Origin of the sequence: Mycobacterium sp. PO1, from assembly GCF_017312405.1 — a bacterium.
GTDB lineage: Bacteria > Actinomycetota > Actinomycetes > Mycobacteriales > Mycobacteriaceae > Mycobacterium.
On record NZ_BLTG01000072.1, the window covers coordinates 53,827 to 79,309 of the forward strand.

24 protein-coding genes are annotated in these 25,483 nt (G+C 69.4%); 18 read left to right on the forward strand and 6 right to left on the reverse strand.

Annotation, left to right across the window (positions count from 1 at the left end; all coding sequences use genetic code 11):
- Positions 1–53: 53 nt before the first annotated feature.
- From J3476_RS21055 to J3476_RS21065, 3 genes are all read left to right on the forward strand, one after another.
- Positions 54–2,759 carry an AAA family ATPase gene (locus J3476_RS21055; RefSeq protein ID WP_207068303.1) on the forward strand — a complete coding sequence of 902 codons (2,706 nt, stop codon included), beginning with the start codon at positions 54–56 and terminating at the stop codon, positions 2,757–2,759.
- A gap of 81 nt (positions 2,760–2,840) precedes the next feature.
- Positions 2,841–3,236 (forward strand): GNAT family N-acetyltransferase, encoded by a 396-nt coding sequence (locus J3476_RS21060; RefSeq protein WP_307726944.1) that lies wholly within the window; start codon positions 2,841–2,843, stop codon positions 3,234–3,236.
- 27 nt (positions 3,237–3,263) lie between these two features.
- Positions 3,264–4,514: a chloride channel protein gene (locus J3476_RS21065; protein ID WP_207068304.1), complete on the forward strand. Its 1,251-nt coding sequence runs from the start codon at positions 3,264–3,266 to the stop codon at positions 4,512–4,514.
- A 71-nt stretch (positions 4,515–4,585) separates the two neighbouring features.
- On the opposite strand, the gene J3476_RS21070 is transcribed toward J3476_RS21065, so the two are convergent.
- Both J3476_RS21070 and typA read right to left on the reverse strand, forming a co-directional pair.
- Positions 4,586–6,481 (reverse strand): ABC transporter family substrate-binding protein, encoded by a 1,896-nt coding sequence (locus tag J3476_RS21070; protein WP_373889103.1) that lies wholly within the window; start codon positions 6,479–6,481, stop codon positions 4,586–4,588.
- Positions 6,482–6,502: 21 nt separating this feature from the next.
- Entirely contained in the window at positions 6,503–8,404 is a 1,902-nt protein-coding gene (typA, locus tag J3476_RS21075) for a translational GTPase TypA (RefSeq protein ID WP_173012087.1), read from the reverse strand.
- Positions 8,405–8,460: 56 nt separating this feature from the next.
- Between typA and J3476_RS21080 the strand changes: the two genes are divergently transcribed.
- Positions 8,461–8,628, forward strand: a complete 168-nt coding sequence (locus tag J3476_RS21080) for a hypothetical protein (protein ID WP_207068305.1) — start codon at positions 8,461–8,463, stop codon at positions 8,626–8,628.
- 62 nt (positions 8,629–8,690) lie between these two features.
- Positions 8,691–8,963 (forward strand): hypothetical protein, encoded by a 273-nt coding sequence (locus tag J3476_RS21085; RefSeq protein ID WP_152518230.1) that lies wholly within the window; start codon positions 8,691–8,693, stop codon positions 8,961–8,963.
- On the opposite strand, the gene J3476_RS21090 is transcribed toward J3476_RS21085, so the two are convergent.
- Positions 8,957–9,382 (reverse strand): (deoxy)nucleoside triphosphate pyrophosphohydrolase, encoded by a 426-nt coding sequence (locus tag J3476_RS21090; RefSeq protein WP_207068306.1) that lies wholly within the window; start codon positions 9,380–9,382, stop codon positions 8,957–8,959. The genes J3476_RS21085 and J3476_RS21090 overlap by 7 nt on opposite strands.
- 25 nt (positions 9,383–9,407) lie before the next feature.
- Between J3476_RS21090 and J3476_RS21095 the strand changes: the two genes are divergently transcribed.
- Together J3476_RS21095 and J3476_RS21100 are read left to right on the forward strand one after the other, a co-directional pair.
- Entirely contained in the window at positions 9,408–9,689 is a 282-nt protein-coding gene (locus tag J3476_RS21095) for a 4a-hydroxytetrahydrobiopterin dehydratase (protein ID WP_207068307.1), read from the forward strand.
- Positions 9,690–9,886: 197 nt separating this feature from the next.
- Positions 9,887–12,883, forward strand: coding sequence for an EAL domain-containing protein (locus J3476_RS21100; protein ID WP_207068308.1), 2,997 nt, complete (start codon positions 9,887–9,889; stop codon positions 12,881–12,883).
- A 2-nt stretch (positions 12,884–12,885) separates the two neighbouring features.
- Here the strand turns inward: J3476_RS21100 and J3476_RS21105 are convergent, their stop codons facing one another.
- On the reverse strand, positions 12,886–14,115 hold the full coding sequence (locus tag J3476_RS21105; RefSeq protein WP_207068309.1) for a mannosyltransferase: 1,230 nt from the start codon (positions 14,113–14,115) through the stop codon (positions 12,886–12,888).
- Positions 14,116–14,254: 139 nt separating this feature from the next.
- On the opposite strand from J3476_RS21105, the gene J3476_RS21110 reads away from it, so the two are divergent.
- Together J3476_RS21110 and J3476_RS21115 are read left to right on the forward strand one after the other, a co-directional pair.
- Entirely contained in the window at positions 14,255–14,833 is a 579-nt protein-coding gene (locus tag J3476_RS21110; protein ID WP_207068310.1) for a hypothetical protein, read from the forward strand.
- A gap of 62 nt (positions 14,834–14,895) precedes the next feature.
- Positions 14,896–16,011 carry a hypothetical protein gene (locus J3476_RS21115; protein WP_207068311.1) on the forward strand — a complete coding sequence of 372 codons (1,116 nt, stop codon included), beginning with the start codon at positions 14,896–14,898 and terminating at the stop codon, positions 16,009–16,011.
- A 7-nt stretch (positions 16,012–16,018) separates the two neighbouring features.
- On the opposite strand, the gene J3476_RS21120 is transcribed toward J3476_RS21115, so the two are convergent.
- Positions 16,019–16,165, reverse strand: a complete 147-nt coding sequence (locus J3476_RS21120) for a DUF1059 domain-containing protein (RefSeq protein WP_152518237.1) — start codon at positions 16,163–16,165, stop codon at positions 16,019–16,021.
- Positions 16,166–16,214: 49 nt separating this feature from the next.
- On the opposite strand from J3476_RS21120, the gene J3476_RS21125 reads away from it, so the two are divergent.
- Positions 16,215–16,874, forward strand: coding sequence for a nitroreductase family protein (locus J3476_RS21125; RefSeq protein WP_207068312.1), 660 nt, complete (start codon positions 16,215–16,217; stop codon positions 16,872–16,874).
- Between the two features lie 50 nt (positions 16,875–16,924).
- Complete coding sequence (locus tag J3476_RS21130; protein WP_207068313.1) at positions 16,925–17,323, forward strand: recombinase family protein; 399 nt, start codon at positions 16,925–16,927, stop codon at positions 17,321–17,323.
- 95 nt (positions 17,324–17,418) lie between these two features.
- On the opposite strand, the gene J3476_RS21135 is transcribed toward J3476_RS21130, so the two are convergent.
- The gene (locus J3476_RS21135; RefSeq protein WP_207068314.1) at positions 17,419–18,006 is read right to left on the reverse strand and encodes an HhH-GPD-type base excision DNA repair protein; all 588 of its coding nucleotides are present in this window, start codon (positions 18,004–18,006) and stop codon (positions 17,419–17,421) included.
- 165 nt (positions 18,007–18,171) lie between these two features.
- On the opposite strand from J3476_RS21135, the gene J3476_RS21140 reads away from it, so the two are divergent.
- The 7 genes from J3476_RS21140 (at position 18,172) to J3476_RS21170 (ending at position 25,454) form a co-directional block, all read left to right on the forward strand.
- Positions 18,172–19,008, forward strand: coding sequence for a sulfite exporter TauE/SafE family protein (locus tag J3476_RS21140; RefSeq protein WP_207068315.1), 837 nt, complete (start codon positions 18,172–18,174; stop codon positions 19,006–19,008).
- Positions 19,009–19,141: 133 nt separating this feature from the next.
- Positions 19,142–20,368, forward strand: coding sequence for a sensor histidine kinase (locus tag J3476_RS21145; protein ID WP_207068316.1), 1,227 nt, complete (start codon positions 19,142–19,144; stop codon positions 20,366–20,368).
- On the forward strand, positions 20,365–21,192 hold the full coding sequence (locus J3476_RS21150; protein ID WP_207068317.1) for a LytTR family DNA-binding domain-containing protein: 828 nt from the start codon (positions 20,365–20,367) through the stop codon (positions 21,190–21,192). Before J3476_RS21145 ends, J3476_RS21150 begins: the two co-directional genes overlap by 4 nt.
- The gene (locus J3476_RS21155) at positions 21,185–21,559 is read left to right on the forward strand and encodes a hypothetical protein (protein WP_207068318.1); all 375 of its coding nucleotides are present in this window, start codon (positions 21,185–21,187) and stop codon (positions 21,557–21,559) included. The genes J3476_RS21150 and J3476_RS21155 overlap by 8 nt, the downstream gene beginning before the upstream one ends.
- Positions 21,556–23,310: a cation acetate symporter gene (locus J3476_RS21160; protein ID WP_207068319.1), complete on the forward strand. Its 1,755-nt coding sequence runs from the start codon at positions 21,556–21,558 to the stop codon at positions 23,308–23,310. Before J3476_RS21155 ends, J3476_RS21160 begins: the two co-directional genes overlap by 4 nt.
- 165 nt (positions 23,311–23,475) lie before the next feature.
- Positions 23,476–23,826 (forward strand): DUF485 domain-containing protein, encoded by a 351-nt coding sequence (locus J3476_RS21165; RefSeq protein ID WP_152518246.1) that lies wholly within the window; start codon positions 23,476–23,478, stop codon positions 23,824–23,826.
- Entirely contained in the window at positions 23,823–25,454 is a 1,632-nt protein-coding gene (locus J3476_RS21170; protein WP_207068320.1) for a cation acetate symporter, read from the forward strand. Before J3476_RS21165 ends, J3476_RS21170 begins: the two co-directional genes overlap by 4 nt.
- Positions 25,455–25,483: the final 29 nt, after the last annotated feature.

The window sequence follows — 25,483 nt, forward strand, 5'->3', positions numbered from 1 at the left end:
CGGCGAATCGGTCAGTGAATCGGTCGGGGCGCCGAGCGGCTACTTTCGGAGTCATGGACCTGTTCGGGCGGCGGACCGAGACCGCGGCCCTGGACGGGTTGCTGGCACAGGCAGCCGGCGGCGCGGGATGCGGGCTTGTCCTGTGGGGTGAGCCGGGAATCGGCAAGTCCGCGCTGCTCGATTACGCCGTCGAGGCAGCTGCCGAGGCGACGGTGCTGTGTTGCCGGGGCACCCGGATGGAGGCGAGTCTCGCCTTCGCGGCGCTACACGAACTGCTGTGGCCGGTGCGCGACCGGTTGGAGACGCTTCCGGCGCCGCAGGCCGCCGCCCTGCGCTCGGCGCTGGGGATGAGCGGCGAGCCGGCCAACCGCTTCCTGATCGGCGCTGCCGTGCTGTCCCTGGTTGCGGGCCTGGCCCGGGATGGACCGGTACTCGTCGTGGTGGACGACGCGCAGTGGGTCGACGAGGAGACCGCTCAGTGCCTGGGCTTCGTCGCCCGGCGGGTGCGAACCGATTCGGTCGCGTTGCTGGTCGCTGCACACGAGGAGCCCGACGCGGGCCCGTGGGAGGGCCTGGCGTCAATGGAGATCAAGGGCCTGGCCGACGATGACGCACGGCGTCTGGTCGACGCTGTGACACCGGATGCCGACGAGAGCCTGCGCCGCCGCACGGTCGAGATCGCGACGGGCAACCCACTGGCGCTGCGCGAGCTACCCACCCTGAACCGGGACGAGGTGCTGCCCGGTGCGATCCCGGTCGGCCCCCGGCTACGGCGCGCGTTCTGCGCGCGAGCCGACACACTGAAGCCCGCCACGCGTGCGCTGTTGCTGCTGGCGGCAGCGGAGGAACGCGGCGACCGGCACCTCGTGCAGCGAGCGGGCGCCGGGTGGGGTGTCGATGCGTCCGCCTGGGAGGAAGCGCTGCGTTCCGGTCTGCTCGAGGCGTCGGGGGCGCAGGTACATTTCCGGCATCCGCTGGTCAGGGCGGCCCTCTACGACGGAGCACCGTTCGGCGAGCGCCAGGCCGCGCACCGGGCACTCGCTGCGAGCTTGCCGAGCAATGCCGTCGGAGAACGGGCCTGGCATCTGGCCGCCGCGGCAGACACGGCGGACGAGCACGTGGCGGAGCTGCTGGAACAGACGGCACAGGCATGTCTGCAGCGTGACGCGGGACCGACGGCGGCGCGGGCGCTGCAGCGCGCCGCGGAGCTGTCACCGGAGCGGGCCGACGCTGCGCGCCGGCTCGCCATGGCTGCGCGCGCCAGCTGGGGCGCCGGGAATGCCGGGGCAGCACAGAGATTGCTCGACGACGCGGAGCGCCTGGTCGGCGAAGAAGCAGTCGTCCGTCTGAGCGCTGGGCTGCGGGGAATCCTCGAGTTCAGCCACGGCGTGGTCGATCGAGCCCACCGCTACCTCATCGGCGACATGGCGGTCGTCGACGGTGGTCGGGCTGCGGTGGAGTTGGGCGCGGTCGCGGTGCGGGCGGCGTGGTCGGCCGGTCGGACCGACCTCCAACAGGACGCGCTGAACCGGCTGCTGTCGCTGCGCGCCGACGACGACCCGGACCTGTCGCCGGTCATGCCGGCGCTGCAGTCCTGGTGGGCGTGTTACGACGAGACCGGGGAGCTGACCGGCTCGTCCCCCGGCGGGGGCGGCGACACGGTTGGTCTGCTCGGCGTCGTCCCCTGGGCGCTTCTTCCGCCGACGTTGCTGGTGTGGGCCTGGGGAGCCGAGGGCCCGCTGAGAGACGTGCTGGGCCTGCAGGTCGCCGCGCTGCGGCGGCGCCAGGAGCTGCCCGCACTCGCGATGGCGTTGTCCCAGACGACGGTCCTGGACCTTTTCTCGGGTCGCTGGGACACCGCCGCGGCGGCCGCGGACGAGGCGCTACGGCTGGCCGAGGAGGTCGGCGCCGACCACGTCGCCACCCAATGCCGGCTCTCCCTGGCCAGGCTGGCGGCGGGCCGGGGCGACCGGGCCGTCGTTCTGGAGAACACCGAACGGGCCCTGCTCGGTTCGATTCCGCGGGGGGTCCGGGCCCTGAGCGCCTCGGCGTACTGGATTCGCGGGCGTGCTGCGCTGTTCAGCGGTCAGCCGCAGGAAGCCTTGCATCATCTGACGCCGCTCCACGAACCCGGTCACGATGCCGCGCACCGAACGACGGCCTTGCTGGCCGCGGTGGATACTGCCGAGGCGGCGGCGCAACTCGATCGTCTGGATGTGGTCGGGTCCGAGCTCACAGTGATGGACGCCTGGGTCCGACGGACCGGAGCGACCTGGGCCCGCGCGGCCGCACACCGGCTCCGTGCCCTCGCCGGATCCGATGCCGAGCCCCACTTCCGGGCGGCCCTCGACGCCGGCGCGGGTGACGACCCGTTCGAGCTCGCCCGCACCCGGTTGCTGTACGGGGAGTGGCTGCGGCGGGCGCGTCGGCGCGCGGACGCCCGCGAGCACCTCGGCGCCGCCGCCGAGACTTTCGGCCGGGTCGGCGCGACGCTGCTGCGGGACCGGGCGGTGCGCGAGCTCGACCTGGCCGGCGGGGCGGGCACCCATCAAGACGCGGCGGGCCTGACCGTTCAGGAGTTCCGCGTCGCCCGGCTGGCCGCCGACGGCCTGACCAACCGCCAGATCGCTGCGCAGCTGCTGATCAGCCACCGCACCGTCGGCCACCACCTGTCCAACGTCTATCTCAAGCTCGGGGTCACCTCACGCGCCGAGCTCGCCCGGGTCGACATGTCCGGCGATTTCCACCTTCGCGGATGACGGATTGGCTGCCCGATTCGCGGGAACGCACGCGCCCATAGCGTCGACCTTCGTGACCATGACCGAGGGATTGACCGTCCGGTGAGCGTGACCGACCGGACCGGCGCCGCAGTGACGATCAGATTCGACGACACGAGCCCGATCGGCGCCTACACCATCGGATTCGACGACGGGGCGCCGGTCGGCAAGGCCGAGTTCATGGATTCGCCAGTCCAGCGGGGCGAACGGATCTTCTTTCACACCGAGGTCGACGAGGAGTTCGGCGGTCGCGGCCTGGCCGGCCTGCTGGTGCGGGAGGCGCTCGCGGACAGCATCCGCCGGAATCTCACCCTGGTGCCGGTGTGCCCGTTGTTCGCCCGCCATCTGAAGGCCCACGGCGACGAGTTCGTGGCCGCTGGTGGCGCGTTCCGCCGCGCGAACCGTGACGACGTCGCACTGGTGACGCGGGTGGCCCGGGCCCGCCGGGACGGCACGTAGTCGCCAGGATTGGCATAGATTCGGCGCGTGCGACGACGTGCCGTTCAGTTCTGGTGCGCCATCGTCATCGTCGGGCTGCTCGCCGGGGTGGCTGGTGCGGCGACGACGCTGCTGCTGCACGCGATCGAACACGCCACCTATCACTACAGCCTGGGAACCCTGCTGTCCGGCGTGGAAGGCAGCGGCCACCTGCGCCGCGCGCTGGGCCCGATGCTCGGTGGCGCGCTGGCCGGGCTGGGTTGGTGGTGGCTGCGTCGGCAGCGCGACGTTCCGACGTTGGGGGCGGCGATCCCCGAAGCGGTCGGCACCGGTGGGCCGCTGCCGCGGCGCGCATTGTCGATCGACGCCGCGTTGCAGGTACTGCTGGTCGGGTCCGGGGCGTCGCTGGGCCGGGAGGGCGCGCCCCGTCAGCTGGCGGCGTCGTGGGGGGATCTGGGTACGTCGAAGTTGGCGTTGACGGCCCGCGACCGCGACATCCTGCTCGCGTGTGCGGCCGGCGCCGGCCTGGGCGCCGTGTACGCCGTGCCATTGGGCGGGGCGTTGTTCGCCGCGCGGATCCTGATGGGCACGTGGCATCCCCGGGTGTTGGGCGTCGCACTGATCACCTCCAGCCTGGCGGTCGCGGTGGCGGCGCCGGTCACCCATTTCGAGCACGCAGTGCAGTGGCCTCAGGCCGACGTGTCGTATCTGTTCGTGTTCCTGGCTTTGGCCCTCGCGCCGCTGGCGGCGGCGGTCGGTTTGACGTTCGACGCGGTGATGGCCAACGCCCGTCCGACAGTGCAGCCGCGGTCCTGGCGGTTGATCCCGGCGATCGCGGCGGCCGGCTTGCTGACCGGTGTCTGCTCGCTGTGGCTGCCCGAGCTTCCCGGCAACGGCCGCAGCATCCTTCAGGTCAGCGTCAACAGCGGGCTCACTCTGGTCGCCGCGGTGGCGATCCTGGTGCTCAAACCGCTGCTGACGGCGCTGTTCCTGCGGGCCGGCGCCGTCGGCGGGCTGATCACCCCGGCGTTGGCGACCGGAGCGGCGGCGGGGTCGATCGTCGCGCTGGCGCTCAACCAGTGGGCCGGGGCCGGGCTGAACGTCGCGGCGGTGTCGTTGACGTGCGCGGCCGGGGTGCTGGCGATCACGCAGCGATCACCGCTGTTCGCGGCGTTGTTCGTGTGGGAACTCGCCCGCCCGCCGCTGTGGCTGCTGGCGGTGTTCGGGCTGAGCGCGTGGGGCGCGCACGTGATCGTACAGCGGCGAGCCGCTAAAACAGACCCAGCGGCGAGCCGCTAAAACAGACCCAGCGGCGAGCCGCTAAAACAGACCCAGCGGCGAGCCGCTAAAACAGACCCAGCGGGGAGCGGCTACTGACGGAGCTTGACCCACTCGCCGGCGTCGCCGACGATGCCGACGGGCACCGCCCCGCTCAGGCTGACGTTCCGCACGCTGGGCCCCGCGGCGACGATCGTGGTGTCCTGCAGGATCGGCAGTACCGCCGCCATGTCCCACAGCACCGGCTCGACGTCGTCGATCACCTCGCCGACGGGCCGGGCGCCACGCAGCGCCGCATCGATCAGCGGCTGGATGCTCGGATCACAGATCCCGGTGATGTTGCTCGGCGCCTGGATGAGTTCGTCGGATTCCGGGGCCGGCGCGGGCGTCACCGCGGTGGTGGTGCCTGGCGGCTCCGGAGGAGGCGCCGGCCGTGCCGGGGTGGTCGTCGAGGAGGCCGGTGTCCCCGAGGGCAGCGCCGTGGTGGTCGGCACCGGGGTGGCCTGCAGCGCCGGGCAGCCGTACCGCGAGGCCAGTGCGGTCGCCAGATCGCCGCCCGCCTGCCGCCACCCGACGACGGCGTCGACGGTGTTGTTGGTCAGCGCGTCACCGTAGAGAACGACAGGATCCAGCGCCGACACCGATGCGTCGATGCCCACCGAACGCAACTGGTCGGCGGCGGTATTGGCAACGGCCGCCGACGTCGGATCGTCGTCGGCGACCCCGATCACCATCGTCAACGGCTCGCCGTCGCGGGTGAGCCTGCCGCGGTGGTTCTCCGGCGGGCCGGGGACAGGCGAGGGCGGGGCGGAGGTCTCGACCGAGTCGATCTGGTAGCCCTCCTCGACCAGCATCGACAGCGCTTCCTCCTGCGACATCGCCGGTGGGGCCGTGGGCACGTAGCCGGGATCGGACGGGGAGCGCACCTGGGCCTGCGCCAGCGTGACCGTGTTGTCGTCGCCGGCACCGACCGCGGCCAGCAGGTCCACGTCGAGCAGGCCGAGAATCGCTTCACGCACCCGGGTCTCGCCCAGCGCGGGCTGCCGGGCGCGCAGCGTCAGCTGCATCACACGGGGGGTGACGATCCGCGCAGTGCGCACATCGGGGATCGCCGAGAGCTGCGCGAACGCCGCGGCGCCGCCGTGCACCTGCGCGACCTGGGTGTCGCCGTTGCGGATCGAGTCGGCCAGCGCGGCGGAGGCACCGGCACGGCGGAACAGGATCAGATCGGGTGTGGCGGGCTCACCCCAGTACCGGTCGTTGCGGGCCAGCAGGATCTCGTCGCGCTGCGGGTCGATCGTCTCGACGCGGAACTGCCCACCGGTGACGGGCATCGCGCGGGACAGCCCGGCGGCGAACCCGCCCGGGATGTCCTTGACGATGTGCGCCGGCAGGATGTCGTTGAACAGCTCCCGCCACGCCGGATAGGGCTGCGAGAACGTCACCACCGCGGTCTTGCCGCCTTCGACCGACTGCACCCCGGTGATCAGGTCGTAGCCTGCGGGATCCACGGTGCCGGGCTGGCTGACCATCTGGCGCCAGAGGTACCAGAAGTCGTCGGCGGCGATCGGCGCGTTGTCGGTCCACTGGGCTTCCGGCCGGATCTTGTAGGTGACGGTGAACGGGTCCTGGCTGGTGACCTCCGCGGATTCCAGCAGCGAGCTGTCCATCTCCCAGCGCGACCCCGTCGGCGTCCGGGGATCCGGGACGGGGCGGAAGGTGCTCGGCAGCACCAGCGAGCTGATCGCGGCGTTCACCGGCGACTGGTCAGAGAGCAGATGGGCGTTGAAGCCGGGGCCGATCGAGTCGATGCCCATGATGATCTGGGTGACCTTGACCGGCGGCGGTGGCGTCGACTCGGTGGTGTCGGTGCTCTGCGGGGCGGGCGGCGGGCTGACGGTGCAGCCGGACACCACGGCCAGCACCATCGGGATCGCCACCAGCGCCGACCACCGGACGGCGCTGACGCGTCGCGGAGTCGTCGGCACGCTGTACAGGGTAGCTATCGACTATCCCCGCGCCTTGGCCCGAGCTTTGGCCCTGGCGCGCAGCGACGCGGTCAGCTCGACCTTGCGAACCCGCACGATCTCGGGAGTGACCTCGACGCATTCGTCGGAGGCGCAGAACTCCATCGCCTTCTCGAGGTCCAGCTCCAGCGGGCGGGCCAGGGTCTCGATGACGTCGGCGGTGGAGCTGCGCATGTTCGTCAGCTTCTTTTCGCGGGTGATGTTGATGTCGAGGTCCTCGGCGCGGGGATTGATTCCCACCACCTGGCCTTCGTAGGTGTCCTGACCGGGTTCGACGAAGAACTGCCCGCGGTCGGCGAGCTGGATCATCGCGAACGGGGTGATGGTGCCCGAGCGGTCGGAGACCAGCGACCCGGTGTGGCGGGCCCGGATCTCCCCGGCCCAGGGCCGGTACCCGTCGAACACGGCGTTGGCGATGCCGGTGCCGCGGGTCTCGGTCAGGAAGTCGGTGCGGAATCCGATCAGGCCGCGGCTGGGGACGATGAAGTCCATGCGCACCCATCCGGCGGCGTGGTTGGCCATCTCCTCCATGCGGCCCTTGCGGGCGGCCATCAACTGGGTGATGGCGCCGACGTACTCCTCCGGGCAGTCGATGGTCAGTGCCTCGAACGGCTCATGCAGCTTGCCGTCGATGGTGCGGGTGACGACCTGCGGCTTTCCGACGGTCAACTCGAAGCCCTCGCGGCGCATCTGCTCGACGAGAACCGCCAACGCCAACTCACCACGGCCCTGAACCTCCCAGGCGTCGGGGCGGCCGATGTCGACGACCTTGATGGACACGTTGCCGATGAGCTCGGTGTCCAGACGGTTCTTCACCATGCGCGCGGTGAGTTTGTGCCCGGACACGCGCCCGGCCAGCGGGGAGGTGTTGGTGCCGATGGTCACCGAGATCGCGGGTTCGTCGACGGTGATGCGCGGTAGCGCGTGCGCATGTTCGGGGTCGGCGAGCGTGTCGCCGATCATGATCTCGGGGATGCCCGCGATCGCGACGATGTCGCCGGCTTCGGCGGTGTCGGTCGGGGTGCGCTCGACGCCGACCGTGCGGAGCAGCTCGGTGATCTTGGCGCTGGTGATGACCGGATGACCGTCGACGTCGCGCATCCATGCGACCTGCTGCCCCTTCTTGATCCGTCCCTTGTAGATCCGGATGAGGGCCAGACGGCCGAGGAACGCCGACGCGTCGAGGTTGGTGACGAGCGCCTGCAACGGCGCCTCGGGATCGCCCTGGGGGGCCGGGATGTGCTCGAGGAGCACGTCGAACAGCGGGTCGAGGTTCTCGCCGTCGGGATTCTCGCCGTTGGCGGGCTGGGTGGTGCTGGCGATACCGGCCCGCCCGGAGGCGTACAGCGTCGGCAGGTCCAGCGCCTTCTCGGCGGCCGCCTGCGCCTCGTCGTCGAGGTCGGAGGCGACGTCGAGCAGCAGGTCGTGGCTCTCCTCGACGACCTCGGCGATACGCGCGTCGGGCCGGTCGGTCTTGTTGACCACCAGGATCACCGGCAGGTGGGCGGCCAGCGCCTTGCGCAGCACGAACCGGGTCTGGGGCAGCGGGCCCTCGGATGCGTCGACCAGCAGCACGACACCGTCGACCATCGACAGCCCGCGCTCGACCTCGCCGCCGAAGTCGGCGTGGCCGGGGGTGTCGATGACATTGATCACGGTGACACTGCCGTCGGCGTGCGCCCGGTGCACGGCGGTGTTCTTCGCCAGGATGGTGATGCCCTTTTCTTTTTCCAGGTCACCGGAGTCCATCAGGCGTTCGATCGCGTCGTCGCCGCGGTGGGTCAGCGCCCCCGACTGGCGCAGCATCGCATCGACCAGGGTGGTCTTGCCGTGGTCGACGTGGGCCACAATGGCGACGTTGCGAAAAGCGGGGCGTGAATTCACGCCGGTGATTGTCGCAGTGCACAGCGCCGATCGCGAAAACGAGAGAGACAGCTCACGTGAAGCCGAGCAAGCTCGCCGCCCAGAAACCGAAGAAGAAATGCTGCCGCAGCAAGCCCCGCTGCAAACGCTGCCCGGTGGTGATCAACAAGGTCCACAAAGCCGAGTTGAGCGGATTGCGCGGAAAGGAGCTCGAGAAGGTGTACAAGCGCGCACGGAAGTCCTGATCGCGAACTGTTTCCGGAGTACCGTCGAGGTATCCGTCAGGCGTGTTCTGGAGGTGCCGATCATGACGGTTTATCTGATCCCCACAGCGGTTCTCGTCGCGTTGCTGGCCGTGACGACGACGGTGGCCTTCTACCTCGGTCTGGCCAATTGGATCGGGGCGTTCTACGTGGTGCGCTGCGCGGCGTGCCATCACCTGACGTTCAACTCCCGCAACGCCCCACAGGCCTCGTGCCCGCAGTGTCGCCATCCGGTGCTCACACACCCGCTGCACGCGTTGACGCACCCGGCCGACCGGTCGAACGTGCGGGTCGTCGGCGACCGCCTGCACTACTGAGTCGACGTCTCGGCCTGGCCGGCGCTCTGCGGGGCGCACAGTGCCCGCGCCAGGTCGGGCAGCCACGCCCGGTCGGCCGGCACCCACGCCAGCGCGTCGAGTTCGTCGGCGCGGATCCAGCGCAGCGCCCGGTGGTCGTGGGGTCGAAGCTCGCCGGCCTGGTGGGTGACGACGTAGGCGCGCATCGTCAGTGTCTCGCTGAGCGCCACGTCAGCACCCAGGCGCGCCCCGACCGTCACCTCGATGCCGAGTTCCTCCCGGAGTTCGCGGGCCAGGGCGGCGGCGTCGCTCTCCCCCGGATCCGCCTTCCCGCCGGGCAGCTCCCACAAGCCGGCCAGCTGCGGTGGTCGCGCACGCTGGGCCACCAGAAGACGGGCGGCCGAGATCAGCGCTCCGGCGACGACGATCTGTTGGGCCATCGACGCTGACGGTACCGTCGAGGACATGGCTGTGTTAACGGACGACCAGGTAGACGCCGCACTGCCCGACCTCGCCGGCTGGGAACGCGCTGACGGTGCGCTGCGACGTTCCATCAAGTTCCCCGCCTTCCTCGACGGCATCGACGCCGTGCGCCGGGTGGCCGAGCACGCGGAGGCCCAGGATCATCATCCCGACATCGACATCCGATGGCGGACAGTGACATTCGCACTTGTCACGCATTCTGAAGGTGGCATCACCGACAAGGACGTGCAGATGGCTCGCGAGATCGACGGGATCGTGGGCTGAGTTCTTAGCGTTGCCCCTGCCCGTGGGGGCATTGGGGCCGGGCCCATGGCAGAGCGCGTGCCCCCCTGCGCGCGGCGGTCGGCATGCGCCCCGGAAGTAGATACCCCCGGGCGATTTGCCGAGTCTGCGAATAACCCCCCGAAAGCTTGATCTTGACCGCATCCTGGTGAGGGGCACCCGGGACCGAAGGGGGTGCGGTGGATCGACGTAGGAGCGCGCTCGCTCTGATCGCGTTTCCGCTGGCGTATGCATTGGCCGTATTCGCAGGTCGGGCCACCCGGCTCGGTGGTGGCGAGGTGGCCCTGGTGTGGCCGGCCGCGGCGGTGGCGGTCATCTGGCTGCTCGCGACGCGTCGTTGTGGGCAGTCACAACGACTCGTGCACGTGCTGCTGTTGGGTGCCACCACCTTCGTCGTGAACCTCGCGACGGGTGCTGCGCTGGCACTCAGCGCCTGGTTCGTCCTCGTCAACGTCGTTCTGGCCGTGGTGACGGTCTCGCTTCTCACCTCGCGGCGCGTCGATGTCGCGTTGCGCGACCCCGCCGATCTCGCGCAGTTGATCGGCGCCGTCGCAGGGGGGAGCTGCGCCGCGGCCGCCGTGGCGACGGTTTACCTGGGACCGCTCACTCAGGCGGCCCTCGGTGAGACGTTCGCGCTGTTCGCCGTGCGCAACGGCACCTCGGCGCTGCTGGGTGTCGCCCTCTATCTCCGCGTGCAGGACCTCACCTGGGCACGACCGAAGCTCAAGCCGAGACCCCGGGCGATCGCCGAGGCCCTGTTGACCGGCGCGGGCGTCGTGGCGGTGTTCCTCTGGAACTTCTGGCTGAACACCGGCATCCCGTTGGCCTTCCTGGCTTTGGTGCCCGCGACCTGGGTGGCGCTGCGCTACAGCACCACGGTCAGCACGGTGTTTCTCGTCTTCGCCGGGGTCTGGATCACCTTGGCCACCCTGTCGGACCGGGGTTCTCTCATCGTGCCCGACGTGCAGACACGCGCCCTGCTCTCGCAGGCCATGGTGTGCAGTCTGACGATCGTCGTGCTGGCGTTGGCCTTGTTCCGCGATTCGCGCGCACGACTGATCTCCGAACTCCGGATCGCCCGTGACCTGTTCGCCGGTGTGCTGAACGCCGCGTCCGAGCAGGCGATCGTCGGCACCGACCCGACGGGGCGCATCACCGTGTTCAACCACGGGGCGGAGCGACTACTCGGCTGGACCGAGGACGAGATGCTCGGACGACAACTGACAACTCTTCACCTCGCCTCCGAGATCCGCTCCCGGGCAGAAGAACTCGGCATCCCCGACGGCTTCGAGGTGCTGGTGCACAAGGTGGCGCCGGGTAGAGCCGAGGTGCGCGAATGGACGTTCGTACGCCGCGACGGGACCCATGCCGCCGTCAGTCTCGCCGTCTCTCAGATGACCGGCGAGGACGGCCGCTGCACGGGCTACATCGGCGTCGCCACAGACATCACCGAGCAGAAGGCCGCCGAGGTCGCACTGATGGAAAGCGAAGAGCGGTTTCGTCTCGCGTTCGACACCGCTCCGATGGGCATGTTCATGTTCGAGGTCGGCCCAGGTGGTTCGGGACGCATCACACGCTGCAATCAAGCCATGGCGAACATTCTGGGCCGCTCGACCGTCGACGTGCTGCGGTTGACGGTCCACGACCTCGACGGCAGCGAAAACCACAGAGAAGCAATCGGTTTGGGCGAACTCGCCGACCTCGAGGCCGGCGACACCTTCGACGAGGAGGCAGCGTTCCGGCGCGCTGACGGCTCGCTGCTGTGGGGTGCGGTGTCCGCCTCGGTCGTCGCTCCGCAGGACTCCCGGCCGTACGGCATCTGTCTGGTGGAGGACATCACCATCCGCAAGAGTGCCGAAGCTGAACTGCAGCGGCTGGCGTTGCATGACGGATTGACCGGCCTGGCCAACCGGCTGCTGTTCATGGACCGCATCGAGCGGGCCATGGTCGGTGCCGACCGCGACGACACCCGACGCGTCGGGCTGATCTTCCTCGACCTCGACGGGTTCAAGACCGTCAACGACACCTGGGGCCACGCCCAGGGTGACGAGGTGCTCAAAGTGGTGGCCAAGCGCATCGAAGCATCGATCAGAGCAGCCGACACCGCCGCCCGCCTGGGTGGGGACGAGTTCGTGGTGTTGTGTCCTGATGTCTCGAGCCTCGGCCAGCTGCAGCGGGTGGCCGACCGAATCCGGGAAGCGATCGGCCGACCTGTCGAGCTTGCCGACGGAGTGAGCTACAACCAATTGTCGGCAAGCGCGGGCGTGGTGATCTCGGAGCGGGAGAACAACGCCGAAGAGCTCGTCCAACGAGCCGACAGGTTGATGTACCACGCCAAGCAACTCGGCAAGGACCGCGTGACCGTCGAGGATCCATCGCAGGATCTCGTTGCCCTGCGCGCGGCGGCACTGGTGCCCGAGTTGGGCAGAGCCGTGCAGCGTGACGAGTTCGTCGTGCATTTCCAGCCGATCGTCGACCTTCGCACGGGTGTCCCGGTGGCGGCCGAAGCCCTTCTGCGTTGGCAACATCCCCGATGGGGGCTGCTCGCGCCGGACGAGTTCCTGTGCGCCGCCGAGACTTCGTCGCACATGCCCGCCATCGGACGACGCGCACTTCTGCTGGCATGCCGCCACGCCCAGCAGTGGACCGGCGCAATGGCTGATTCGGCGGTGCACGTGAACATCTCGGGCAGACAGTTGGAAGTGGGCGACCTGCACGCCGACGTGCTCGACGTGCTCGACGCGCTCGAGAAGACCGGTCTCAGCCCGGACCGGCTCGTTCTGGAGCTGACCGAAACCCACGCCGGCCGGGCCGAGGATTCGGCCAAGGCCGACCTGGAGCGCCTGCGCCGAATGGGCGTGCTCATCGCGATCGACGACGTCGGCACCGGTTTCAGCAGCCTGGTCAGAATCCTCGATCTGCCGATCGACATCCTCAAGATCGACAAGCAATTCGTTCGTGGCCTGCCCGACGACGCTCGGTGCGAGGCGATCGTCAAGGCGATTCTGAGTATGGCGGCCAGTCTGCGCCTGACGGTCATCGCCGAGGGAATCGAGAAACAGGATCAGTGTGGCGAGCTCGTCGAGTGGGGTTGTGAACTCGGCCAGGGCTTCCTGTTCGGACGCGCGCAGGCTTCGGTGGAACCGCCCCCGTCACCGGCGACGTCGGTCTCCTGACATCAACCGCGACGTTGGGAAGAACGCCCATCTACCGCGACCCACGCCAGTGTCACCAGCGAGGCGACGGGGTAGATCAGCCCGGCCCAGGCCAGATACCAGGGGCGCGAGATCTCCCAGATCGTCGGCTGGGCAAAGCTCAGCAGCCATGGCAGCCCGACCAGGGTGAGCGCCAGCCAGCCCCACCCGAGCACCCGGGCGCCGGGTCGACGGGCCAGTGGACCGTGCAGCAGCCAGATCATCAGCGGAATCACCCACACCCAGTGATGCGTCCACGAGATCGGCGACAAGAGCAGGCCGAACAACTGCACGATCACGATGGCGGCCAACCGATCCCGTGCACCACCGACCGCTCGCCACGCCAGCAGCGCCAGCGCCGCGGTCACCACTATCCCCGCCAGCACCCACGGCCCGTATCCGGCGTCATAACCGAGGATCCGCGAAATGGCACCCCGCCAGGACTGGTTGAACGACGTGCCGACCGGTCCGACCCGGTCCGCGTCACCGAGCAGGTCGGTGAAGTAATAACGGGCCTGGTCACCGACGACGAGCAGCGAGAGGCCGACCGTGGCGACGAACACGACGCCCGAGAACACCGCCGCGCCCCAACGCCGGGCGCCGAGGAAGTACAGACCCGACACCGCCGGCGTCAGCTTCACGCCCGCGGCCAGGCCCACCAGCAGGCCGGAGAGCCACCACCGGCTGCTGTACACCGCACCGAGCACGGCCAGCACCAGGACGACGTTGATCTGGCCGTAGTCGAACGTACTGCGAAGGGGCTCGGTCCAGATACCGACCGCCGTCCACAGCATTGCGACACGCCGGGCGTCGTGACAAGGCGCGACGGTCAGCAGGCGCTGGCTGGTCCGCACCACCCCGTAGAGCGCAGCGACGATGCCGAGTTGCCAGGCCAGCGCCAACAGCCCGAACGGCACCAGCGTCAACGGATAGAACACCACGGCGGCGAACGGCGGATAGGTGAACGGCAGCGGAAAGTCCGGGGTCTGGTCGGCGTAGACAAAGTCGTAGAGCTCGCCGGGCCGGCCCAGGGTGGCGGCGCCACCGACATAGACGTGCAGGTCAACGAAATTCGCGCCGGTGGGCACCAGATACGTCCACGCCAGTCGCGCGGCGATGCTCGCGATCAGCAGCAGCGGCGCTACGGCTGACAGCCGGGCCGCCAGAAGGGAGCCTGACGTTGCTGGGGCGGGTGCGGGGTCGTTGATGCGCACGACTCTAGCGACCGGTCACCATCCGCCTTCACCTCAGTAACGGTTCCATAAATGCCACACATGTCACTTGAGTAACTCCAGTAACAAGCTAGCTTCGGTTCAGGCGACCCAACCGTGCCACAACGAACTGGAGGCTTTCATGCACCGCACCCGAAAACTGTTTGCAACAACGATGATCGCGGCGGCAGGCGCGGTGTCGGCCGCCGTGGCGCTCAGTGCTTCCGCTGCTGCTCAGCCGGCCCCGGCACCCGCGCCCGCGCCCGCACCGGCGGTCCCGGGCATGGACATGCTGCAGCAGCTGGTGAATCCGGCGGCGGCGTCCAGCCTGATCCAGACCTTCGCCAACGCCATCAGCCCCGCGTCCGCCGCGACGCCCGCGACCGCCCCGGCCACCGCACCCGGAGCAACCGCCTCGGTCACGCTGCCCCAGCCGGTCAACACACTGCCGGCCGTCGCCACCCCGGCCGCCGTCGCCACCCCGGCGACCGCGCCCGCATCGCCGCTGGCCGGCATCACCGACTCACTGGGTGTCCCCGGCAGCCTCGCCTCGCTGCTGCCCGCCGACAACCCGCTGGGCGGACTGCTGCCGACCGGCAACGCACCGGCAGCCGTGACACCGGCGGCCGTCGCGCCCGCGGCAACCGCGCCGGCACCCACCGGGCCCGTCGGCACGACCGATCCGCTGGGGCCGATGTCCCCGCTGTCGGCGCTGCCCTGATCGAGCCCCACACCAACCAGGCACATCAACGACAGCCACATCAAAGAAAGCAATGGGGGATCATGTCAACGATCAGGACGATGCTCACCACCGTCGTCGCCGTGGGCTCGTCAGCCGCGTTGCTCGGCGTGACCGGTGTCGCGCACGCCGACCCCGCGGCGGCGCCCCTGCCGATCGACGGCCTGCAGGCGCCCGGCCTGCCCGCGGTGCAGAGCCTCGGGCCGGTCATCCAGCAGGCGGCCGCTGATCCCACCAATGCTGCTTCGATGCTGATGGCCGCCGCCGCGGTGTTCGCCGGAGACTCGGCGGCTCCGCCGCCGTCCCGCGATGTCGCGTCGGCGGTCAACCAGTTCGTGCAGCCGGTGGCGCACGTGCCGGCCACCGGCGCGATTCCCGGCACGCAGGCGCACCTGCCCGCCGGTGTCGACCCGGCACACGCCGTCGGACCCGCACCGGAGGCGCTACCCGCGGCCGCGCCCGAGGTGGCCCACGCGCCTCAGCCCGAGGTGTCACCCCCAGGGCCGGCGCCGGAAGCGGCGGCGCCTGCCCCCGAAGCAGTCGCCCCGGCTCCGGCGGCCCCTGCCCCGGCTCCTGAGGCCCCGGCGCCGGCTCCTGAGGCGGTGGCCCCGGCTCCCGCTCCCGCGCCGGACGCCATCGCGCCGCCGCCGGCCCCGGACGTCGCTGCAGCCCCGGTCGCGGCACCCGCACCCGCTCCCGGCTTCGGCCCGGACGCCCCCGTCAAGCAGGACTTCCTGTACCCGTCGATCAGCAACGGCTGCCTGGCCGACGGCGGCAACGTGCTGGCCACCGCGATCTCGGTGGCAGGACCGGCGAAGATCCCGGCTCCGGGACCCGGACCGGGCCAGACCGCCTACGTGTTCACCGCGGTCGGCACGCCCGGCCCGGCCGCCGAGCAGAAGCTGCCGCTGAACGTCACATGGGTGAACCTGAGCACCGGCAAGTCGGGCAGCGCGACGCTGAAGCCGCGGCCCGACATCAACCCCGAAGGTCCGACGACGCTGACCGCGATCGTCGACACCGGGTCGGGCAGCATCATGTCGACCATCTTCGGTCAGGTGACCACGACCGAGAAGCAGTGCCAGTTCATGCCGACCATCGGTTCGACGGTCGTCCCGGATGCCCTCGCCAACACGCCGGCGGTCGCGCCGCCGAGCTGAAACACGGTCAGTAAGCCATGAAGAGGATGGCGTCCCGGTCGTAGTCGCGGCCGGGATGCACCTGCGACAGGTGCTCTTGGGCCTTCTCCACGAGGTCGTCTTCATCCTTACCGGTGATCGCTTCGCCACAGGGGCAGTTCAGGTGAGTCTTCATGTGTTCACAATGGCACAGCCGTGGCCCGACCTTAAGCCAAGATTTCGGTATGGACCTCTACGACGTGATGCGTACGACGGGCGCCGTCCGACGATTCACCGATGATCTCTTGCCCGACGACGTGCTGGTCCGGATTCTCGACCACGCCCGCTTCGCGCCCAGCGGAGGAAACCGGCAAGGAGTGCATGTCATCGCGATCCGCGACACCGGCACGCGCGCGTCGCTCGGTGAGCTGAGTATGCCGGCCGCGCGTCGTTACCTCGCCCAGAAGCGCAACGATGAGGGCCCGTGGAACCCGCTGCGGCCCATCGGTATTTCAGCCGAGCAAGTCGCTGCCACGGAGGTGCCCGCCGACTTCACGGCCCCGCTGCTGACGTCGTCGGTGGTGTTGGTGATCTGTGTCGATCTCGCGGTGGTGGCTGCCGTCGACCAGGATCTCGACCGTGTCGGGGTCGTCGCGGGTGCGTCGGTGTACCCGTTCGTGTGGAACGTCCTGCTGGCTGCCCGCAACGAGGGATTCGGCGGGGTGTTGACAACGATGGCGGTAGCCGAGGAACCGCGGGTCAAGGCGCTGCTGGGGATCCCGGAAGGGCATGCGGTCGCCGCGGTGTTGCCGCTGGGCAGACCCCAGCGGCAGCCCACCCGGCTGACCCGTAAAACCGTCGCCCAGTTCGCCACCTGGGAGAGATTCGACGGCGCGGCACTGTGACCACGGCGCGGCACTGTGACGACGGCACCGTGTCGTGAGACCTTGGACAGGTGGCGATCACGCTGGGTTACGCGTTGAGTCATGCCGGCGCCTGCGCCGACCTCGACGAACAACTCGCCGAGCTCACCGCGGTGGGCGTCGACCCGCGACGGATCTTCACCGACAAGGCCGGCGGATCGAGCGACAAGATCCGCGCCGGACTGCTCGCCCTGCTCAGTTACGCCCGCGCCGGCGACGTCGTCATCGTGGTGGCCCTGGAGAGGCTGGGGCGCTCGGCCGCCGAAGTGGCCCGGACCGTCAGCGATCTGAGTGCCCGGGGGATCACGCTGCGCTGCCTGCGCAACGGGCTCGACACCGCCTCCGCGTCGGGGCGCATGGTCGCCGCCGTCCTCGGCGAACTGGCCATGCTGGACGCCGACGATTCCACCGAGTCTGCACAGAGATCGTGACGCGGCCCGTCTTGGCGATCTGGCCGCAGGCTCGGTGCCGAGGTTGTCTCTAGGCCTTCGCGGCGGTTGTCTCTAGGCCTTCGCGGCGGTTGTCTCTAGGCCTTCGCGGCCTTCGCCTGCTTGGCGGCCGCTTTGGCTTCTTTCTTGTACGTGCGCACCTTCTGCAGTGAACCCGGTCCGGTCACGTCGGCCACCGACATGTGCGTCCCGGCCTTGCCGTAGTCCCCCGCCGCGGTCCGCCAGCCCTTCGGGGTGACGCCGTACTGCTTGCCGAGCAGAGCCAGGAAGATCTTCGCCTTCTGATCTCCGAAACCGGGTAGCGCCTTGAGCCGGCGCAGCACGTCCTTGCCGTCGGCGCCGTCGGACCACAGCGCCGCGGCGTTCCCGTCGTACTCGTCGACGATCACCTTGGCCAGCGCCTGGACGCGCGTGGCCATCGACCCTGGAAACCGGTGTATCGCAGGGGTTTGCGCACACAGTGCGGCGAACTTCTCCGGGTCGTAGTCGGCGATCGTCGCCGCATCGAAACCACCGATCCGGTCGGCGATCTTCTTGGGCCCGCCGAATGCGACCTCCATGGCGATCTGCTGGTCGAGCAGCATCCCGACGAGCAGTGCGAACGGATTCTCCTCCAGCAGCGCATCGGCGCTGGGTTCTTGCGTCAGACACAGCTTCCCAGTCATGGGTCAACCCTATCCGGCGCGAGCTGCACCCCTGCGGTTCCCAGCATGGGATCCGTAGATATTCGAAGCGGCGGGTTGCGAACGCTGTCACGATGACCTCATGGGTGGCCCAATCGTGGTCTCTCCGCCAGCCGCCGCGGATGACCTCACCGCGCGCGACCGTCGATGAGCGGCGCGGGGATCTACCTGATCTATCTTCTGGCCGGCACTGTGGCCGGACTGGTCTCCGGGTTGTTCGGGCTCGGCGGCGGTCTGACCATAGTGCCGGCCCTGGCGGTGGCTCTGCCCCTGCAGGGTGTGGTACCCGGGCATGTCATGCACCTCGCGATAGGGACGTCGCTCGCGGTGATGTTCTGCACTGCGCTCTACACGACCTTCTTGCGCAGTCGGTGCGGGGATCTGGACTGGGCGCTGCTCAGGCGACTGATACTGCCGGTGATGCTCGGTACGGTCCTCGGCGCATTCGGCGGCGGGATGCTGCCTGGGACCGCCCTCCGCATCTTCTTCCTCTGTTTCGTCGGATACATGATCATTCGCGCGCTCCGTCGTCGCCTCGTGGAATCGCGCACAGCACGCACCGGCGGCGCAATCGGCGAGGCGTCTCCTGTCGTGCCGTCCCGCGTGAGTCGGCTGACTGCCGGAGTCACCACAGGCTTTACCGGTGCGCTGCTGGGTGCCGGCGCAGCCATCGTCACCGTGCCTTATCTGCAAAGTGCCGGATACCGGATACAACAGGCTTCCGCCATCGCTGCGGCGTTGTCTGCGGTGATCGGGATCGGCGCAGGAACTGGATATCTACTCGGCGGACTCGGGGCCGGCGAATTACCCGCGGGCTCCATCGGGTTCCTCTATCTCCCCGCGTTCGCGGGAATGGCGGTGGGCGCGCTTCTGGGTTCACCCCTCGGTGTGCGAATCTCGCACCGATTGTCCGAGTCCATCCAGTTCTGGCTGTTTCTCGCCTATCTTGTGATCGTTCTCGTCTCGATGTCGCTGTCCGGATGAGCTGGCATTCAGGGCCGCCTTCAGCCATAGCGGGCCACCCGGGCAACATGTCGGCAGCTGTGTCGAACAACCCGGGGGCCAAGCCACATCGCCGGATTAAGGTGACCAAAACCCGCAGGCGAGGAGCAGAGACATGTCCGGCGAGCTCGCGATCGCGCTGACGGCCGCGCTGATCCTGCTCGCGGTCGCCGCGGTGGTGCTCGCGGTGCGCACCCGCCGGGTGGTGGCCACCCCCACCGAGCGGGCCGTGCACGCGGCGCTGCACACGGCGTCTCTGGCGGCGCGGGCGCTGCGCCGCGGCCTGGACGCCGATTCGGCCGAGACCGCCGCACCGTTCCTGCGTGGGTTGACCGGAACCGACGGGCTCGCACTGTACGGCGGTGACGGCCAGCAACTCGCCCGAGATCCCGACGAGCATCCGATCTGGGACGCCGAGGTACTCGAGGCGTGCGACGGAGCAGCCCGGGAGGCGATCTCGGGTCAGCGCCGCGTGATGCTGCCGGCCCGGGTGTCTGCGGTGATCGCGCAACCGCTGCTCGACGAGGCGGGCGACCCGTTGGGGGTGCTCGTGGTGGTGACGACCCGCTCCCCCGCCCCCGGAATGCTCGGCGCGGTCGGGGAAGTCGCGCGTTACGCGGCCAGCCAGGTGGAACTGGCCGAACTCGACGCCTCCCGCGCCCGGCTCGACCGCGCCGAGGTGCTGGCACTGCGCGCCCAGATCAGTCCGCACTTCATCTACAACGCGCTCAACACGATCGCGTCGTTCGTGCGCACCGACCCCGACCGCGCCCGCGAGCTGATCCTGGAGTTCGCCGACTTCACCCGCTACTCGTTCCGCGCCGCCGGCCAGTACACGACGCTGGCCGACGAACTGCGCAACATCGACCGCTACCTGACTCTGGAACGAGCCCGATTCGGCAACTCGCTGAAGGTGACCGTGCAGGTGGCGCCCGAGGTGCTCAACGTCGTCGTCCCGTTCCTGGCGCTGCAGCCCTTGGTGGAGAACGCGGTCCGGCACGGCTTCTCGGGTCGCGGGGGCGGTTCGATCGAGCTGATCGCCCGCGACGAGGGCTCCGACTGCGTGATCACCGTCGAAGACGACGGGGTGGGGATGGATCCCGAGGCGCTGCGGGCGGGGCCGAGTGATGCGCTGTCCGCAGGCATGTCGCCGCAGGAGGGAAACTCCGCCCACGTCGGCCTGACGAATGTCGACCATCGGCTGCGGGCAGCGTTCGGAAACGATTACGGTCTTGTCGTCGAGACGGCGATCGGTGCGGGCACGAAGGTCGTGATGCGGGTGCCGAAATTCCGGTCCGGGGTGTGGGCCAGCGGAGGTGCGTTCGGGGTGGGCAGCCAATGACCAAGCCAGTGGGCAGGTCGGGAAGCAGGCTGCTGACCGTTCTCGCCGTCGACGACGAAGCGCCCGCACTCGACGAACTCGCCTACCTGCTGGACCGACACCCCGACATCGCCGAAGTCATCCGCGCCGGCGACGCCACCTCCGCCCTGCGCGAGCTCAACGCCCGCCGCATCGATGCCGTCTTTCTCGACATCAACATGCCAGGGTTGTCCGGGATCGAACTGGCCGGGGTGCTCGCCAACTTCTCCGAGCGGCCGGCCATCGTCTTCGTCACCGCGCACGACGACAAGGCCGTCGCGGCGTTCGACGTCGGCGCCATCGACTACCTCCTCAAACCGATTCGCGACGACCGCCTCGACGAGGCGGTACGCCGCGCCGCCGGCGCGCAGACGGGCGAGGCGGGACCCGTCGAACCCGTCGGGGAGCCGGCCAAGGAACCCGAATCCGATGTGGTGCCCGCCGAAGTCGGCGGCGTCACGCATCTGGTGCCGCGCGACAGCATCGGCTGGGTGGAGGCCGAGGGCGACTACGCGCGCCTGCACTCGGCGTCGGGTTCGCACCTGGTGCGCATCCCGCTGTCCACCCTCGAAACACGCTGGCGCGACCACGGTTTCCAACGGGTACACCGCTCGTATCTGGTCGCGCTGCGCCTGGTCACCGGTCTGCGCTCGACCGACGGCGCGATGCTGGTCCGGCTGCGCGCCAACGGCGCCTCCCCCGCGGTCGAGCTTCCGGTCAGCCGACGCCAGGCCCGCGAGCTGCGGGACCGGGTGGTGCGCAACCCGATGCGCAACCTACGACCGGCGGGCGGCGCCGATGACTAGCGGCGAACGGCCACAGCGACAACGCGTGGTCCTGGCCCATCGCCGTGGCGCCCGCATGGTGCGTACTCGTGTCGAGGTGCACGAGCAGACCCAGGTCGGCGACGCTCTGGTGCGCGGCCTGATGCGGGCCCAGCTGGGTCTGGCGCTGCGGTTGGCCGCCGTGGTGGTGGTGCTGACCGGAGCCATCCCGTTGCTCAACGCACTGTTCCCCGGCCTCGGCGCGATCACCGTGTTCGGCATCCAGTTGAACTGGCTGGTGCTGACCGTGCTGGTGTATCCGCTGCTCTACGGCATCGGCTGGTTCTACGTACGCCTGTCCGAACAGGCCGAGCGCGATTTCGTCGGCGTCGTCGACGCCGAGCTGTGACCGGCTCCCCGCTGACCGCGGCCGCGCTGCTCGTCGCAGCCGTGGCCACCGTCGCCATCGGCGCCTACGGTGTGCGTTTCTCCCGCACGACGTCGGACTTCCTCGTCGCGTCCCGCACCGTCGGATCGCAGTGGAACGCCGCCGCGATCTCGGGTGAGTACCTTTCAGCCGCTTCGTTTCTCGGCGTAGCCGGACTCATCGCCAAATACGGCGCCGACGCGCTGTGGTACCCCGTGGGATTCACCGCAGGGTATCTGGGTCTGCTGTTGTTCGTGGCGGCGCCACTGCGTCGCTCCGGCGCCTACACCGTGCCCGACTTCGCCGAATTCCGGCTCGGCTCGGCGCGGCTGCGCAAGGTCGCGATGCTCGTCGTCGTCGTGGTCTGCATCTTCTATCTGGTACCGCAGTACCAGGGCGCCGGGCTGGCGCTCAAGACGCTGCTGGGCACACCGGTGTGGCTGGGTCCGGTCGCGGTCGGGGCCATCGTCATCACCAATGTGGTCGCCGGGGGCATGCGGTCGATCACATTCGTCCAGGCATTCCAGTACTGGCTCAAGCTCACCGCGATCGCGATCCCCGCGCTGGCGTTGACCGCGCTGTTCTTCAGCGACAACGGCGGCGCGGAGGGCTGGAAGCTGGGCGGCGCGCTGCCGCCGACGGTGCAGCAGGACACCACTGTCAGCATCGACACCGATGTCGTCGTCAGCGTCACCGAACCCGAGGGGGTCGCGGTGTCGGGCACGCTGGACGGCCGCGCGGTCGACGCGTCCGCCATCGGCGGCGCGGGTGATCACACGCTCGGGGCGGGCAGCACCCTGACGTTGGCGGCCGGCGCGGCGACGCCCGTGGTGGCAGGCGCGCCGAGCACCGGCGCCGACTGGATCGCCTCGGGTCGCGGCTTCGGTGGCCATCACCCGCTGTACCAGGTCATCTCGATCATGGTGGCCACGTTCCTGGGCACGATGGGACTGCCGCACGTGCTGGTGCGCTTCTACACCAACCCCGACGGGCGCGCGGCACGGCGCACCGCGCTGGCCGTGATCGCACTGCTGTCGCTGTTCTATCTGTTCCCGACGCTGATCGGAGTGTTCTCGAGGCTCTACGTCCCGCAACTGCTGATCACCGGCAACTCCGACGCCGCGGTGCTGCTGGCGCCCGCCGCGGCCATCGGCGGTCCGGTCGGGCAGGTGGTGGCCGCTCTGGTGGCGGCCGGGGCGATCGCCGCGTTCCTGGCCACGTCGTCGGGTCTGCTCGTCAGCTTCGCCGGGGCGCTGGCCACCGATGTGCTGCCCGGCCGCGTGCGCGACTTCCGACTCGCCGCCGTGGTTGGCGGGCTGATCCCGATTCCGTTGGCGCTGACCACCGCCGGCGGGCTGGAGTTGTCCCGCAGCGTCGGGCTGGCGTTCGCGGTGGCGGCCTCGACGTTGTGTCCCCTGCTGGTGCTCGGTATCTGGTGGCGCGGGCTGACAGCGCTGGGGGCCGCCAGCGGGTTGGCCGTCGGCGGGCTGCTCTCGGGGGTCACCGTCAGCGTCGCCGTGGCCGGAGGCGTGGACGAGGACATGTTCGGCGGGTGGCCGGCCGTGCTGATCGGCTACCCGGCCGCGGTCAGCGTGCCGTTGGCATTCGCGACGATGATCGTCGTCAGCTGGGCCACCAGAGCGAAGATCCCCGCCGACGTCGCGCGGATCTTCGCCCGGATGCACGTGCCGGAGCATCTGGGGATGGGGATCGAGCGGATGCCGCGGGGCTGAGCCGGCCGATTCCAGGCGGCGCCGTTCGTCGCCGGCGATCGACCGTTCACCGCACGGGCTCCCGACCTCACCGTGCGGGCACCGTCAGCCATAGATATGTGACTCACGTCTCAACTAGCTTCCTGACCAGAGCCTGTTCACACACAGCCAGGAAGTGAGACCACGGTGTCCGAAACCGACCTACCCATTCGCCCGGAGGCCATCAGCGGCGAGCGATACCTGCAGGTGCAGGCCAGCCCCGAGTTCCAGGAGCTGCGAAGCCGCCTGCGCCGCTTCGTCTTCCCGATGACGGCCTTCTTCCTCATCTGGTACGCCACCTACGTCCTGCTCGGGGCGTTCGCCCACGACTTCATGGCCATCGAGGTGTGGGGCAACATCAACGTCGGCCTGATCATCGGCCTGGGCCAGTTCGTCACGACGTTCCTGATCACCGGCCTGTACGTGCGATTCGCCAACCGTGAGCTCGATCCCCGCGCCGAAGCCATCCGCACCGAGTTGGAAAGCGAAGTCAAATGACCACTCTGCTCGCCCAGACCGAGACGGTCGGCAACACCGCCGCCAACATCGGCATCTTCAGCCTGTTCGTCGTCGTGACCATGGTGGTCGTCATCCGCGCCAGCAAGCGCAACGCGACGGCCGCCGAGTTCTTCACCGGTGGTCGCGGCTTCACCGGGCCGCAGAACGGCATCGCCATCGCCGGTGACTATCTGTCGGCGGCCAGCTTCCTCGGGATCGCCGGCGCGATCGCCGTGTACGGCTACGACGGCTTCCTGTACTCGATCGGCTTCCTGGTGGCCTGGCTGGTGGCGCTGCTTCTGGTGGCCGAGTTGTTGCGCAACACCGGCAAATTCACGATGGCCGACGTGTTGAGCTTCCGGCTCAAGCAGCGGCCGGTCCGGCTGGCTGCGGCCACCAACACGCTGACCGTGTCGCTGTTCTACCTGCTGGCCCAGATGGCCGGCGCCGGCGGTCTGGTCGCCCTGCTGCTCAACGTCAACTCCAGCGGCGGACAGGCCATCGTCATCGCCGTGGTCGGCGTGCTGATGATCCTCTACGTCCTGGTCGGCGGCATGAAAGGCACCACCTGGGTGCAGATCATCAAAGCCGTGTTGCTGATCGCCGGTGCGGGAGCGATGACGCTGATGGTGCTCGGCAAGTTCGGGCTGAACTTCTCCGAAATCCTCGGCGCCGCACAGTCGGCGATCAGTGGAAGCACCACCGAGGCCGTCGCCAACCGCGACGTGCTGGCCCCCGGCGCACAGTACGGCGGGTCGCTGACCTCGCAGATCAACTTCATCTCGCTGGCGATCGCGCTGGTGCTGGGCACCGCGGGTCTGCCGCACGTGCTGATGCGGTTCTACACCGTGCCCACCGCCAAGGAGGCCCGCCGCTCGGTGGTCTGGGCGATCACGCTGATCGGCGCCTTCTACCTGTTCACCCTGGTGCTGGGCTACGGCGCCGCCGCGCTGGTCGGCCCGGACACGATCCTCGGCGCCGCGGGCGGAGTGAACTCCGCGGCACCGCTGCTGGCCTTCCAATTGGGTGGGGTGGTGTTGCTCGGCATCATCTCGGCGGTGGCGTTCGCGACCATCCTGGCCGTGGTCGCCGGGTTGACCATCACCGCGTCGGCGTCGTTCGCCCACGACATCTACGCCACGATCCGCAAGGGGCACACGGTGACCGAGGCCGAACAGGTCCGGGTGTCGCGTATCACCGCGGTGGTGCTGGGCGCGCTGTCCATCGGGCTGGGCATCCTGGCCAACGGCCAGAACGTCGCATTCCTGGTCGCCCTGGCCTTCGCGGTCGCGGCGGCGGCGAACCTGCCCACCATCGTCTACTCGCTGTACTGGAAGCGGTTCAACACCCGCGGCGCCCTGTGGAGCATGTACGGCGGTCTGATCTCGACCATCGTGCTGATCGTGTTCTCCCCCGCGGTGTCGGGTGGGCCGACGTCGATGTTCCCCAGCGTCGACTTCTCGTACTTCCCGCTGGCCAACCCGGGCATCGTCTCGATCCCGCTGGCATTCATCCTCGGCATCGTCGGGACCCTGACCTCGCCCGACGACGAGGATCCGAAGATCGCCGCCGAGATGGAGGTGCGTTCACTGACCGGCATCGGAGCCGAAAAGGCGGTCGCCCACTAGTCCCCTTCTGGGCGCCAGGCCAGGCTCGT